7 protein-coding genes are annotated in these 15,519 nt (G+C 39.2%); 2 read left to right on the forward strand and 5 right to left on the reverse strand.

The window, feature by feature from the left end; genetic code table 11:
* Nucleotides 1-273: 273 nt before the first annotated feature.
* The 5 genes from OLW01_RS14825 to OLW01_RS14845 form a co-directional block, all read right to left on the reverse strand.
* A complete protein-coding gene (locus OLW01_RS14825) occupies nucleotides 274-2,643 on the reverse strand; it encodes an AAA family ATPase (protein ID WP_268076710.1) in 2,370 nt (789 codons plus the stop codon).
* Complete coding sequence (locus OLW01_RS14830; protein WP_268076711.1) at nucleotides 2,636-3,322, reverse strand: ABC-three component system middle component 1; 687 nt, start codon at nucleotides 3,320-3,322, stop codon at nucleotides 2,636-2,638. Before OLW01_RS14830 ends, OLW01_RS14825 begins: the two co-directional genes overlap by 8 nt.
* The gene (locus OLW01_RS14835; protein WP_326498609.1) at nucleotides 3,315-4,667 is read right to left on the reverse strand and encodes an ABC-three component system protein; all 1,353 of its coding nucleotides are present in this window, start codon (nucleotides 4,665-4,667) and stop codon (nucleotides 3,315-3,317) included. The genes OLW01_RS14830 and OLW01_RS14835 overlap by 8 nt, the downstream gene beginning before the upstream one ends.
* A gap of 414 nt (nucleotides 4,668-5,081) precedes the next feature.
* Nucleotides 5,082-8,321 (reverse strand): glycoside hydrolase family protein, encoded by a 3,240-nt coding sequence (locus OLW01_RS14840; RefSeq protein WP_268076713.1) that lies wholly within the window; start codon nucleotides 8,319-8,321, stop codon nucleotides 5,082-5,084.
* Between the two features lie 65 nt (nucleotides 8,322-8,386).
* Nucleotides 8,387-11,749 carry a glycoside hydrolase family protein gene (locus OLW01_RS14845; protein WP_268076714.1) on the reverse strand — a complete coding sequence of 1,121 codons (3,363 nt, stop codon included), beginning with the start codon at nucleotides 11,747-11,749 and terminating at the stop codon, nucleotides 8,387-8,389.
* Nucleotides 11,750-12,470: 721 nt separating this feature from the next.
* Between OLW01_RS14845 and OLW01_RS14850 the strand changes: the two genes are divergently transcribed.
* Complete coding sequence (locus OLW01_RS14850; RefSeq protein ID WP_268076715.1) at nucleotides 12,471-13,412, forward strand: ABC transporter substrate-binding protein; 942 nt, start codon at nucleotides 12,471-12,473, stop codon at nucleotides 13,410-13,412.
* Nucleotides 13,413-13,417: 5 nt separating this feature from the next.
* Complete coding sequence (locus OLW01_RS18440) at nucleotides 13,418-15,403, forward strand: methyl-accepting chemotaxis protein (protein ID WP_326498608.1); 1,986 nt, start codon at nucleotides 13,418-13,420, stop codon at nucleotides 15,401-15,403.
* Nucleotides 15,404-15,519: the final 116 nt, after the last annotated feature.

The following is a 15,519-nucleotide window of genomic DNA, read 5'->3' on the forward strand; positions in this document are numbered from 1 at the left end:
AAATACCTATTCGGCGCGGTTATCATAATCGCGCTGAATGGAGTGTTTTGTCTTAATTACATCTTTCATAAAATAAGCCAAATCGTAAATTAAATAGTTGAGCCCAATAAAACGAAATTCTGCTTTGAGCGAGGAGTAGAAATTCGTTCAAATTCATTTTTGGACAGAAATGAGTCAGCGAATGCCGAAACACTAATTGAGCAAGTTGTAAGATGCTCGCTTCGTTTCGAGTGTGCATCATGCGTATTCAAATGATTCAATTTGAAATCAAAGTTAGTTGTTTTCACGAATTTGCTGCATAAAATTAATTCTACCGCGCTCTAAACCAGCTTTTAAAAACTTATATCTAAAATAAGCTGATGTGTGATCTTCATGAGTTGAAATTAATATTTGCCTGTCTTTAAACTCGTACCTAAGCAAATCGATAAAAGCAGACATGTTTATTTCATCCATTGTTTGAACGGGATCATCAATAAGCATTAGATTGTTTTGAGCGTATTTATGATTTAAAGCAAGGGTAAATGCAATGGAAAGAGCAGATAGCTGACCAGAACTCATAGAGAAGAGCGCATCAATGTCTGAACTAGATTGCTCTTTAAACGATATTGAGTCTCCAGTGTGGTCAATGAACAATCCCAGACCTTGGCTATAGTTTTGTAGAAGTCTACCTGTATAGATATGGAATAAAATTTCGATTCCTTGTGATACATCTGTAATGTATTTTTTTATAGAGCTTGTATAAACATTTTTCAGTTTTTTTAATTGTTCGTAGTGGGTATTAACAGAAGCCAACTTTTTCTTCTGTAGCTCTAACTCTTTTTCTTTTACTTGCAAGTTCTTGTATTGCGATAACAAGTAGCAGTATCTGATATAGGAATTTTTCAACTCTAGGTCATGTAAGGTTATTTCATCTAAGGCTTGTTCACTGTTGGATAAAACTTCTTGAAACAAATAATCAAAGTCTTGTTCAATTAAGTCGTAATCAATATCTCGCATCAATCTATTAACTGTTTTCTTGAGTTGGCTGAGATTGTCAGATACATCAAGTTGAAAATCCTCAACGGCATATTCAGTAATATCGATATCGTATTGTTTATATTTGTTAACTAGCTGATGTAAATAAGAAATTTGGTTGTCTTCCAATGCACAAATTTCTTCTATATATGCTTTTCTATCTTTAAATGATTCAATAAAATTTAGCAGATTAGACTTAATTGGTTGAATATAATTATTGTTAATGGCATCGAGCTTTTTAGAGAAGTCTCCGCTTATTTTATTTAATTCATCACTTATTTTGATCTGTTGCTTTTCAAATTGTAAAATTAGTTCTTTATGAGATTCCCAAGGGTGACCACAAGTAGGACAAACTTCACCTTCTTTATTCGTTTGTTCGATCAATACCTTGTGCTCTTTTGTTAACTCCAAATGTAAACTTTTAATAGAATTAAGAGTTTTTTCTAGTTGAGTGCTTGAGCTGTTTAAAGTCGATAGTGTTTGAATTTCAACTTTAAAGCTTTCTAAGCTAATTTTTGGTAGAAACTCCACGAATAATTTCTCATTTGGAATTGCTTTGTTGTTCTCTATTGCTTGAATAACGCCAGAACTAATGCTGACCAGATAGTTTTCTGCCAGCGCCAATAAATTTAGCTGCTCTCTTAGGGAAGGTATTAGATGCAAACGATGACTAAATTGCAAAAGAGGTGACAATGCTCGATCTGTATCACCGCCTTGTTTTTTGTTATAAATAGCTAATTCAGTTTTAAGCTTTAAATTGTATCTATAGTCTTTAAATGTTTGTTTTCTAGCTATTAAATATCTTAATCGTGATAGTTCACTATCTTCTGTTAACCAAGACCGTAAAATACTAACGTTATCTGAAAGCTGCTCGCTATCCCAAGGAAGCTCCTTTATATTAATTAACCTTTTATATTCAACAGGTTCTGGTAGTGAGGACAGCTGTTGTTTTTCCTTGATTATTTGATTTTCTAGATTGTTAATATTATCATCGACCCTTCTTCCCCTAAGCTTACTCAGTAGTCTCATGGCTGAAGCAATTTTGTCTTCCTTTGCTTGAAACTCAGCGACATTAAATAAATGGTTAATTTTGTCTTGTTTATCGGTGTGGTTAGATTTCAGTATTAAGGTATTATCTTCTTGCTGGATATAGTGCATGACCGCATAGTTTTTTAGAAAATTATCTCCAAATATATTTTCAATAAACTGTTTATTATTTTCGACTAATTTCCAGCCATTAGTGCTTTTTTTGTATAAGTCAAACTGACCATCTGAAACTCTCCTATTGCTGTTTAGAGCAGCGGCAGAAGCTTCCCTCTTAATTATTATTGTTTCGGAACTATTTGTTAGTTCCACTTCAACAGTTAGACTTTCGTTACTTTTTGCATCTTTAAAAAGTAGTGGGTGCCGACCAAAGTTCTTTCTTTGATTTTCAACTGTTCGATCCCAACGAATATAGCGCTCTACTTTTCCTGTTAGTAGTAATTCTAAAGCATCAAAAAATGTTGTTTTTCCAAAGCCATTCGGCCCGTCCAATAAAGATAAATTATCACTTTCAATATTGACTGTTTTTGTTCTGAAAGCTTTGAAGTTACTTAACGTCACTCTACGTAACTTGAACTTATTCATGTGGAACTGCTTTTTCCAATATATTAAGAAGCTCGTCTGGATCTAAATTATCAATATCTTTAATTTGCTTAAGCATATTTTCGTATTTGTTCAAAGTTTGATTGGCAACTTCCCCCTCAATCATCTCACTTAAATTGGTAAGCTGTTCATTCTCGGTTTGACTTAACGTAATAAAAGTCAACTTGATGCATATTCGATACAGTAGAGCTTGCCACCCCTCGTTGAAAAAGTCAGATAAGCTTTTATAACTTTCAAAAAAATCAGGTTTTAATGGTAGCTCACGAAAAGTGGAATTAATGCCAAGCATTTTTATTTGCTGGTATAACTCGTTCATTTCATTATGTGTATAGTACAGTATGTACTTTTTAAAGAAGTACAAATCTTCTTCAACTAGGTGTGCTGTCTTGATGTTTTCTTCAGTAAAGTTGTGGCACTCCCATAAACAAAGTAAGTTAATGTTTTTATCAAGAGCGTCGTCTGCGCATAAACGTTTTGAATTCTTAAGTAAGTTAGACTGTATACCTTCTTCTAATAGCGAATCAGGTGAGCCTTGGTACACAAGCCAATAATCTTCAATTTTTTGAGATTTATATAGAATTGACTCAAAACGAATTTTGATTTCATTTTCTACTGGTTTGTAGTCAAATAACTCAAAAATCTTTGAAACTATTTCATTCATCTAGCAATTCCTTAGCTTTGTCTCTGGATATTAAAGAAATTTTTTTGAAATTTAGAATTTTGTGTTGAGGGGATTGTTCATCGTCTAAAGCTGTATATTTAGAGCTTATGGATGGAGATAGAATATTTGGACGATCAATGAATTGATTGACCAAAAAGTCTCGCTCAAAAAATTGGTCTTCTTCTTGCGCCATACATGCTTCTAAAATTTCTTTGCATACATCGTCGCCGTAATCCTCATTCTCAAAGATAGCGGTAGGATAATATTTAACTTCACCTTGAAGCCAATAATTTCTGCCGCTATCACCGTATACAATGTCATCATTGTTAATGCTCTTTAGTAAATTAAAAAAGCCACGTTTTAAATCGAGTTTATCGAAAGTACCGTTTTTATAATTGAGCATACTGGTATTAGTGGTAGATATTTTTTTGTGCGGAACTATAGAAGAACTAAAACTGAGAATTTGTTGGTCATCGAGTAAGTTAATTTTACAAGCTAAATATGCTAGTTTTTCTAGTTTAGAGATGCTCAATTGAGGCTCTTGGTCTTGGCAAAACTCATTTAAACACTCCCCAAACTCAGCTTTCAGTAAAAACGTCCAATATTTAGAGCTTTGATTCACTGATTCTTGAATATCTTGGTTTAACGCCTCTAGAAGTACAGCAAAGGCTACTCTTTTGTCATAGGCTGTTTGGTTCTGTGGTAACCCTTTTTCTTGTATGTCACTATGAATAGCAATTACTAGAGTGCAGATGATTTCTTCTAAGTATGTACGGTTTAATTCTAAGTACCTTGGTTCCAGTTTATATTCGTCTGCATTAAGTGTAGATAAGGCTTTCTTTAGCATCACTTCTATAAGTTGATTTATTTCACTTAAAGGGCAATGTGCTTTTTCGCTATTATCGTCATATATGTATTTGTAGATTTGGCTATCAGGATAGTCATCACTAAATGTTTCAGGAATACTTCTCAATGGAGTTGAAACATGAAAGTAAGCCTGACTTCCCTGACATTCAACAAGTTTGTTTTTTTGTTTGTCAAAGTCTTCTTTGTAACTAGAGAAAAGGTCGTCTCGTTTTGCTTTAACTTGATGAAGAGATACAACAAGATCATTTCTGAGTATTGCAAAGTCATCTAAACTATCTATTTGAAGCTCATAATTTTGTACGTCAGTTACATTGTCAGCGATTAGCTTTAAACAGTGTAAAAGTGCGACTTTTCCTTGATATATAAAACCGCTGTAGCTTGAGATCGCTGAGTGTGGCGCAGTGTTAGAAATAATGTGTACTTCCTTGTATAGCTCTAATTGATATATAGTTATAAATAAGTGGAGGTATGTCAACACCAATGGTTATGCCTCACTATTTTTGAACTACTGAGCTGGATAAATGACTTTTATTGATTTTGGCCGCCCTTAGGATATTTACGTTAACACTTAATGGGGCAGAGGCGAGTCAGAAAATTGGGGGCCGGTCTTGCTTGTTGCTTCTATTGAATTAGCTTTGTCTAAATATTGTTTGGATAGGTGGAGCCAAACGAATATCCTAATAATTATATAAAATATGCACAAATGTTGGGTGCGCCTCCGGCTTACCACAACCTACCAAAGATGCAAAATTTGAGCTGGTTAAAGGTCTGTTTAACACCTGCCAACTGACATTGTAAATTAATGAGCTAATTTCCGTTTCTGGCACATACGTCAACATCACTCACTAAACAAGGTAGCCAAAACTGGCTACCTTGTTTGTTTTTACAATAGCTATAAAGCGATTCGGGATAGTTCGCTAACTTCTAACATGCCTTTTTTCGCCTTTATACCGACTGTGTAATCTTTGAGTTGATATAAACGAAATGTGAGCGCTTTATCTTCATTTATATAGAGCGAGCCGATGCCATTAACTGGATCAGAATAAAGTTGCAGTTTAATACCGTTTCTAGGGTTTAGGTTAACTTTAACATCCGCTAAAACCGTACGTACGCTGTTAATCTTTTGTATTAAAGTAACTGTGTTTTTACGACTGTTTAAAAGCAGCTTATAGGTACTTTTCTCGCTTTTATTACGCAGTAAAATCGCGAGTTTTGCATTCGGGTTTTTACTTTTGCTCGAGAATTCCAATAAGTTTTTATTGGCATGGGCAGCGAAAAACGTTTTTTGTTTAGGTCGCAATTTTAAGTTGGAATCACTTTGACCCTTCAACGGCAAGGTATTTTTGAACTGCGCCTTCAATCTATCCGGAAATTTAACCGCTAATTCACCATTTGGTTTTTTATGCAGTTGGTGCATGATTAAATCGCCACCCCATTGCGCTGCGGCGCCATCATTGCGGCCATCTGTATGTGGTACCCAACCAAACAATAGGCGCTCGTTTTCAGGCCCAGCTGAACGGGCTGCATAAAAATAGCGGCCATCGAGTGCATCCCAATCTGGTTTAACCCATTGGTTATTTTGCTTAATTAAATATTTAACAACAGGTGATTCACTGCGTTGGTCGGAATAAACCACAAATGGCGTATCAGCAAGCTCAAAGTACTCTGGTACTTCTAAATTTAATGGCGAGTTTTCGGTATATAGAGGTGCTTGCGCAGTCCAGCTGGCTAAGTCGGTTGAAGTATATAAACCAATCGCAGCTTGGTTGTTGTAGCGTGAAGTGATCAGCATCCAATAACGTTGCTCGTCTTCATTCCAAAATACAAATGGGTCACGGAAATCATAATCGCTATAGCCATTTGAACCTGTGAATGTATGTTCATTAATGGTTTGCCAATTTTTCAATGTATTGTCAGTCGCAACGGCATGCATCACAGCTTCAACCGGATAGTGGTTTTTATTGTGGCCGGTATAAAATAAATGATATTGACCGTTTTGGTCTTTCATTACACTGCCTGAACCAGTCCATTGATCTTGCACGGTATGGTCGCCCGATGCGGCTAAAACTTCCTCAGTAAACGTACCCGTTAGTAAATCATCTGTTTTAGATAAATACCAAGAATGATAAGCCGAGTTTTGCAAGTAGTAGATATAAAACTCTCCGTTTTCATAATACGGATTCGCATCCCCCATGTTCAGTTGCAATGCTACTTTATGGCCGTCAATTTGGCTGACAATAGATGAGGTGAGTGGGGCAACCGCGGCTTTATCGGCTTGACGAATTTCATCGACTAAAATAAAGGGTAAACTACCATCGTTTACTGTATTGTCATGTTGGTCAATAATTTCAATCACAGCTTGTTGACCGAATAATCCGCTTGTATCCCACGAAGTCCAATTTAGCTCTGTTTCTAAGCCGTTACCGGTAGCATGGCGAACAATTTTGCCGTTGACTCTAAGCACAACTGCGGTTGCATTGTCAGACGCAAACGTATTTGTACCGCCTGCGGTTAATAGATTAATGTAAGGTTGTGTAATGGTGAATTCGGGCGAAATTAATTGTCCTGTCGCTTCGCCACCGTACCAAGTGCCTGTCGTATCGGCGTTGTTTGCATAACCTTGGCCATAACTGGCAAAAATGCGATCACCCACATGGTTAGCGATACCGTCTGCCCATAAACCACCGTCAAAACGGATGAAATCACCTGTCGCTAGAAAGTTATGTTGATGATAGGCATCATACCCACCACAACAAAATTCAAAACCGGCGATATGTTGTTGCGGGTGGTTTAAGCGCGAGAAGGCTGCTTCACCTGCAAGCTCTGGCGATTCGTAAATCAATTCAGCGGCTAGGTTAACGACACTGTCTGCATCGGGGGTTACAACTGGGCTATCTGCTGCACGGAAGTCATCAGCTAAAAGATACGGTAGAGTATTATCTGATTTGTCATCAGGGTGGATATCGATAAATCTAAGTTGTGCGGTGTTACCGAAAAATTCGCTGACGTCCCAACTGGCCCAACTGAGTTTGTTTGCTTGGTTATTCCCACTGGCGTGTCGAACTATTGCGCCATCCACTAAAAGTACAACAGAGGTTGCGTTAGCCGCGTCAAACCGGTTGCTGCCACCGCCTACTAAAAAATTAATAAAATTATGATTAATGGTAAATTCAGGGCTATCTAATGTGCCGGTTGCTTCGCCACCAAGTTGTGCAATATTACCCTGCTCATCAATTGCACCGTCACCGTAACTTGAAAATATCCGCTGGCCAATTGCTCCACTTATGTCAGCAGCCCAAAAACCACCATCTAATTTGTTAAAGTCAGCTGTTGCATTGGTAAAACCATGAGCTGCATATGTACCGGCACCTGCACAACAAAATTCGAAATCAGCTAAATTATCGGGCGTGAACAGTGCTACGCCGGCATTAGCTGGGTTAACCCAGTTAGCGATAGAAGGTTCTACGGCTGCCGCGTTATCAGCCCTAAATTCGTCTGCCAGTAAATACGCAAGTGAGGTATCAGAACCATCGGCAGGATGCATATCTAAAAATAAGATGTATGCATTTTGGTCAATAAATTCGCTAACGTCCCACGTTTGCCAATCTAACTGGTTTTCAATGTTTTGGCCGCTGGCATGGCGCTCCCATTCTCCATTAACGACTAATACAACTGAGGTTGCATTGATGTGGTCAAAGCGGTTGCTGCCGCCGCCTACTTTAAAGTTAATGTAGTTTTGTTCTATTGTGAATTCTGGGCTTCTTATTGAACCCGTTGCATGCCAACCGATATGCTCTGGTGTGTTGTCCCATTCACCTTCGTAGCCATCACCATAACTGACGAATGCTCTGTCTCCGATTGAGCCTGCAATGCCAGCTGCCCATTGACCGCCATCGAGTTTGACAAAATCACCGCTTGCTTGGCTGAAGCCATGTTTTTGGTAAGAATCGAACCCACCACAGCAAAATTCAAAGCCAGAAATGTTTTGCCAAGGTTCGGCAGGTCTAAAAAACAGGTTAGTGCCTGATTGCTCCGGATTTTCCGTTATAGGTATCTCGGCTAATGCAGCTGTTGAGTATAAGCTGCTGCTAAAAAGAATACCCATTAATAAGTGAGTGTTGTTTTTTTTCATGCTTGTTTCCGTTTTGTGAATTAGGAGATTAGGTGATGGGACACCTAATCTCCCTTTAGGAGGGGTTAATCGTTAAAGCGAGTAAAACCGCTAGCCGTGACATCACGGTTTTCGCTAAATAGACCAATTTGATATTGGGCTAAATCATATAGGCGAAAACTGAGCGCCCGATAGTGGTTTAAGTAGACAGCACCCACACCCGATTGTGGATTGAGCCATAAATCAACATGTACTCCAGACTGCATGTTGAAAGGGATAGTGACGCTCGGGTTGGCCGTGTTTTGTTCATCGCCCGCAAAATAAAACTTGGCTGTACTGCTAGTTGGGTCAAGTTTTAGGTATGCAAGTTTGTCCGCTTGTCCACTGACAGGTAATCTAAATTGAATGCCTGAAACTGCATCAGCTGAGGTGCTGGCAAGGTTAAACTGGATACGGTTAGGTTGCTCACTTGCCGCTAGGGTTAGTGCGCTATTTGCAGTTAAGGTTGCGGTGTTGTTTTGCAATTGCGCGTTACCTTGAGTCCAGCTTAAACTGAGTGGCATGCTGTTATCTAACTGGTTAATTAGTTTTTCTGGCATTTTTACAGCAAGTTCACCACTTGGGTGTTTATGCAACTGATGCACTAATAAATCACCACCCCAGCTTGGCGCTGCACCATCGTTTCGGCCGTCTGTGTGTGGTACCCAACCAAACAATAAACGCTCACTTTCAGGCCCAGCTGAACGGGCTGCATAAAAATAGCGGCCGTCTAGTGCATCAAAGTTTGGTTTAACCCATTGGTTATTTTGCTTAATTAAATATTTAACTACTGGCGACTCATTGCGTTGGTCGGAATAAACCACAAATGGCGTATCAGCAAATTCAAAATACTCTGGTACTTCTAAGTTTAATGGCGAAGTTTCAGCAAACAGTGGTGGTTGAGCGGTCCAACTGGCTAAGTCGGTTGAAGTATATAAACCAATAGCCGCTTGGTTGTTATAGCGTGAAGTAATCAGCATCCAATAACGTTGCTCGTCTTCATTCCAAAATACAAATGGGTCGCGGAAATCATAATCGCTATAGCCATTTGAACCTGTGAATGTATGTTCATCAATGGTTTGCCAATTTTTCAAGGTATTGTCAGTTGCAACGGCATGCATCACCGCTTCAACCGGATAGTGGTCTTTATTGTGGCCGGTATAAAATAAGTGATATTGACCGTTTTGGTCTTTCATTACACTACCAGAGCCAATCCATCTATCTTGTGCAGTACTGTCGCCAGACGCTGGGATAATTTCTTCGGAGAAAGTGCCTGTTAATAAATCGTCTGTTTTAGACAAATACCAAGAATGGTAAGCTGAGTTTTGCAAGTAGTAGATATAAAATTCGCCATTTTCATAATACGGATTCGCATCCCCCATATTCAGTTGCAATGCTACTTTATGGCCGTCAATTTGGCTGACAATAGACGAGGTGAGTGGGGCAACCGCGGCTTTATCGGCTTGACGAATTTCATCGACTAAAATAAAGGGTAAACTACCATCGCTTACTGTATTGTCATGTTGGTCGATAATTTCAATCATAGCTTGTTGACCGATTAAAGAAGTTGTATCCCAAGAAACCCATTCAAGTTCAGTTTCTAAGCCATTACCCGTAGATTGGCGAACAACTTTGCCGTTTACACGTAAAACAATTGCAGTTGCGTTGTCAGACTCAAAGGTATTTGTACCGCCTGCGGTTAATAGATTAATGTAAGGTTTTTCGATAGTAAATTTAGGAGATAATAGACGACCAGTCGCCTCCCAACCATACCAAGTGCCTGCCGTATCGGCGTTGTTTGCATAACCTTGGCCATAACTGGCAAAAATGCGATCACCCACATTGTTAGCGATGCCGTCTGCCCACTGGCCGCCGTTAAACCTTACAAAATCACCATAGGCTAAAAAGTTAAAAGCATGGTATGTGTCATAGTTGAAACAGCAGTTCTCAAAACCTGCAATATGAGTCGTTGGAAATTTACTTGAGCTAAAGGCTGCTTGTCCTTCACTTGCGGGAGAGCTTGCGATTGGTGCGGCCGAATAATCTATTTCGCCTGATATATTTTGTGTGGCAGGAATATCTGCTGCGCGAAATTGATCGGCAAGTAAGTATGGAATGCTTGCATCTGAATTATCAGCAGGGTGGTAGTCTAATAAACGAACGCGTGCTGTTTGACCGATAAATTCGTCAACATCCCAGCTATGCCAAACTAAGTCTGTTGAGTTGTCGCCACTGGCCTGGCGGACGACTTGATTATTTATAATCAACAGAGCAGAGGTTGGATTGGCCGCATCAAACAGGTTGCTGCCGCCCCCTAATAAAAAGTTAATGTAGGATTTGTTAATTACAAATTCTGGTGAATCTAGGCTACCAGTGGCTTGCTCGCCTATAGGCTCAATACTGGTATCGTAGATATCTTGATACCCATCACCTGCACTGGAAAATACCCTGTCACCAATTGCGCCGTTGTAGTTAGCCGCCCATTGACCACCATCTAAGTTAGCCAGATCGCTTACAACGTTGTCAAAATTGTGTTGGGAAAAACTATCATAACCTGCACAGCAAAACTCAAATCCGGCAATATCTTGTGTTGTATTATTGGCATTAACAAACAAAGCTTCGCCCACGAGTTCAGGTTGCACGTAATCTTGTGTGGTTGGCATTGCAGCAGCGAGATTTGCAGTTCTAAACTCATCCGCGAGTAAATAGGGAAGCACGTTGTCGACGCCATTATCAGAATGATTGTCAATTAAACGTATTGACGCTGTTTGGCCTTGTAGGTCGCTAACATCCCAAGTGTGCCATGCAATTGCATTGTCACGGTTTTGCCCGGTCGCATGGCGCACAACTTGTCCGTTTAACAGCAATACAGCGGCTGTGGCGTTAGCGGTTGTGTAATTGTTATTGCCACCGCCAATTTTAAAATTGATGTAATCATTAATGATAGTGAATGTTGGGCTATCGATACTACCGGTTGCGTCATAACCAAAGTAGCTGCTATTTCCGCCTTCTGAAAAATATCCCGAACCAAAGCTTGCGAATAAACGATCGCCTACAACACCTGCAAAACTGTCTTTCCAATGGCCGCCATCTAAATACAAAAAAGCGCCTGTTGCGTTTGTAAATGTATGTTCTTGGTAGGTATTGTATTGGCCGCAACAAAACTCAAATCCGGCAATCTTTTGTGTGGGAGAATTACTATTTACAAAGAGCGCAGAGCCCTCTGTTTCTGGTTGTTGTGTAAGTTGTGGTGCTGCTAGTGCTGAGTTTATCCCAGCTAAAGCGAGTGATAGAAGTCCTGTTCTAGTCATAATTTTTGTGTGTATTACTAAATTCATATCAGACTCTCTTATTTTTAAGATTTGCCAACGACTACAGGCAGATAAATGTTGTGTTTCGCCTAACTTCATTCCCTCCTTTGATTTATTATAATAGTTTTATTTACAACGTTGTCAAAAATAATACACAAATAACAAAACTTTAACAACTGATCATTTAACCAGTTTGATGATGGCAACATCATCAATGCTTTGCTTTATATAATTCGAAATGAAATAAGTGAAATACCAAATTCATTGCTCTGAAGTTGCTTATAAGGTTTTATTATTCGTTACGCAAAAAGCTAAACTTGAAGAAGCTTAGCCGAACTGTTTGCACCTGAATCGACTCAACTTTTGCTTTGACCTCGGCGTATCTAAGCTGTTCACACAAACCAAAACCATCAAGATTAGCTTTGCTTCTAGTACGCGCGAAAATTGGGGTGCTAATACCAGTTGAAAAACGCTAATAGCTGGTGGCTGGGTGAGTTTAGCCTGTATTAGCAAGGTAATCTTTTAGCTGGACTAAAACCTGTTTTACCAGGTTTTCGCCTGACCAACTAAGTTGAATTAAATAATCAAGCTTTACTATGTTGCCCTGATAAATCGAACAATGAACGAATTATAAAGGTGCTTGTTTATCGTCAAAATAATCTGGTAATTTATGGTTTAAACATTATTCAGTTCTAACAGTCTGGTTTAAGTGACAATTCTTTATATTTCGTTATTTTTCAAAATTAACAATGACAACGTTGTTTCCCTCATCTATACTGATTGTACATTTTATTTACAAATTCTCATGCATGGGTAAATTATGCGGTATAAAAGGTTAGGTATACATTTAGTACTGATTGTGGGCATGTTTATTTTAACATTCAGTCAAAAAGCACAAGCAGAGTTAACAGTTGGTGTCGCGATTAACGATTTGAATAACCCGTTTTTTCTGCAAATAGTAAAAGGTGCAAAACGAAAAGCGGATCAACTGACCAATGGTAAAGTCGATATCATGGTTGTATCCAGTGACTACTCAGTAAATAGACAAAGTAAGCAATTAAACCAACTGGTTGAGCGAAAGGCAGATATTGTTGTCATTACGGCGGCCGAACAACAAGCGTTAGCGAAAGATATACGCAAGGCTATTGTCAAAGGCACGCAAGTTATTGCGGTAGATGTTTCAGCAGAAGGTGCCGTTGCAACCGTAGCGACAGATAATGTTAAAGCCGGTTTTTTGGCATGCGAATATTTAGTCAAACAATTATCGGGTAATGGTCAGGTTGCGATTATCAACGGACCAAATGTGTCAGCTGTTGTCGATAGAGTGACAGGGTGTCAACAAGCTTTGGCTGCGGCACCGGGTATTCAATTAGCAGAAATTGAAGCGCAAGGGCAGGGCAGTCAAGTGGGTGGAGAGCAAGCGATGAAATCTATTTTATCGCGTTACCCACAAATCAGTGGTGTATTTGCAATTAATGACCCAAGTGCAATTGGTGCTGAACTTGAAGCACAAAATCAGGGTAAGCGAAACATTGTTATCACTTCAGTGGATGGTGCGCCAATAATGCAAGAAGCGTTAAAAAACTACAATGCGCTGGTAAGTGCTACGGCTGCACAGTATCCGGATTTGATGGCTGAAAAAGCGGTAGAGCTTGGCTATCAGCTTAAAAATGGTAAGAAACTTTCTCAAAAAGTGTTTTTGATTGATCCAAGTTTGGTCAATAAAACAAATGTGAAGCAATACAAAGGTTGGACGGAGTAAATACGATGACACTACAGTTTAAGATTTCAGCCGTTTTTAGCTTTTTAGCCCTTGTGATTATTGTTGTTATAGCGGCGGGTGTGCAAAATAGCCAGAGTATCAGTTATCGCTTTAATCAGTTTTCAGAACATGCAACCGAGTTGCTACTTAATCTGTCGGATATGCGAGAGACGTTCCAAAAAGTGGACAACAAAGTCCTCCAGCACTACCTCACACGTTCAAAACATGAACAGACAGGACTAGAAGAACAACTAAAAAAAGAGGATGAACAGCTCGAACAACTGACGGGCAAACTTATTAAAAATGTTGGTCTGTTATTTACAAATAGTGATATGCAGTTAAGCGATGTAAAGCCGGATTTCACCGCTCAAAAAACACTTATATCGGCAAATCAAAAAGTACTGAGCTTAGATTTACAATTGCAGGACAAACAAATCGATTTTTTAACTCAATGGCATCAGGTTAATGAATTGATAGAACTAAAATTAAAAGATTTGAATAGCGAAAGTTTTATCTGGTTATCGTCATTAATGGCGATTAAAGATGGATTAGACCGCATTCGGGCTTTGACAGAAATGGTTGCGGTTACTCAAGATCCTGACGTTTATCCAACGTTGATACCCACAGCCTCTGATACCATGACGACGTTAAAAACCAATCTAGAAATATTAACGTATCAAACCATGTTTCCGATTGAGGATCTCTCTGGGTTAATCGAGAAAATGGAAAAGTCGTTATTAAACCAAAGTGGTATGTTACCAACTGCGGTGAGTTACCTAATGGCCCGTGATGTTCAGGTTACACGGTTAGCAGAATATCGCGATAGCTGGACGCAAGATCTGGCAAAAATCGATAAATTTGCGGGTTGGATAAACCAAAAAACCATGCAAAACGCAAGACAAAGTAAACAAGATAATGAAGCGGCAACTCAGTGGCTGATAGTGGCGGGTGTCATTTCAGTGATTATCACCGCAGTGATTAGTTTTGTGATGATTTTAGGGATACGACGGCCAATTAAACGACTGACACAATTTAGCCAAAAAGTCAGTAGCGGAGATTTAACTGAGAACATCTCAAATGCAGGCTCGGATGAATTTGGTACGATAGGCAAGATGTTAAATAGCATTACTGAGCATTTAAACGCATTGGTTATTGAAGTGATTCAAACTAGCCAAAGTGTCAATCATGCCAGCGATAATTTGCTGAGCAATAATCAACGCAGTTTAGATAGAGTGTTTAAAATCAGTAGTGATATTGAAACTTTATCGGCAGCGCTGCAAGAGCTTGGGACATCTGCAGTACATATTGAAGAGCGCACAATTAACACCCAAAAAGAAGTGGATAATATCGATCGTTTAATCGTTCAAAGTCGAGATTTGTCCAAGCAGAATGCGGAAAAATTAGCCGACCTTGGCACTCAAATGAAAGACGCATCGAACATTGTGCGATCTTTGCGTCAAAGCAGTGAAGATATTAGTAGTGTGGTGGCAATTATTCGCGCGGTTGCTGAGCAAACTAATTTATTGGCTTTAAATGCAGCAATTGAGGCGGCGAGAGCGGGTGAAGATGGACGCGGTTTTGCGGTGGTTGCAGATGAAGTGAGAGAGTTGGCTGCGCGTACGCAAAAATCAACTGAAGAAATTGAAAGTATCGTCAGCCGATTGCAGGAAGAGAGCCAAAAAGCTGAAAGTATGGTAGACGTTGGTGCGGAAGTAACTTTGGCCCGAATTGATGATGCGAACGATTTGTCCAAAGACATGCGTTTAATTGGCGATGCAGCTTCAATTATTAAAGAGATGAGCGCTTCTATCTCAACATCGGCGACCGAGCAGGGCACCGTCATTCAGGAAATTGCACAAAACATTGTTGAATTAGCAGCGCAAATTAACGAAAACAAAACCGAGTTTAATGACAATGTAAAACAAACAGAGGACTTAGTCGACAGAGCGCATACATTGCAAGGATTAACTGCTAAGTTTGCGACTCGATAGCCCCCAAATCTATCATGTGATCTAGCTGTTAACATTATAATGAATTTATTGGTATACGAAGATGGGTGTATGTACTTTCGTTGATACAGCACCCAAATTTAATAATACAATCGTTT

This window comes from Catenovulum adriaticum (assembly GCF_026725475.1).
GTDB classification, from domain to species: Bacteria; Pseudomonadota; Gammaproteobacteria; order Enterobacterales; family Alteromonadaceae; genus Catenovulum; species Catenovulum adriaticum.

Bases quoted from the DNA above. Each gene is read 5' to 3' on its own strand.
- OLW01_RS14850 (WP_268076715.1), top strand. From the start codon at position 12,471: ATGCGGTATAAAAGGTTAGGTATACATTTAGTACTGATTGTGGGCATG.
- OLW01_RS14830 (WP_268076711.1), bottom strand. From the start codon at position 3,322: ATGAATGAAATAGTTTCAAAGATTTTTGAGTTATTTGACTACAAACCA.
- OLW01_RS14845 (WP_268076714.1), bottom strand. From the start codon at position 11,749: ATGAAGTTAGGCGAAACACAACATTTATCTGCCTGTAGTCGTTGGCAA.
- OLW01_RS18440 (WP_326498608.1), top strand. From the start codon at position 13,418: ATGACACTACAGTTTAAGATTTCAGCCGTTTTTAGCTTTTTAGCCCTT.
- OLW01_RS14825 (WP_268076710.1), bottom strand. From the start codon at position 2,643: ATGAATAAGTTCAAGTTACGTAGAGTGACGTTAAGTAACTTCAAAGCT.
- OLW01_RS14840 (WP_268076713.1), bottom strand. From the start codon at position 8,321: ATGAAAAAAAACAACACTCACTTATTAATGGGTATTCTTTTTAGCAGC.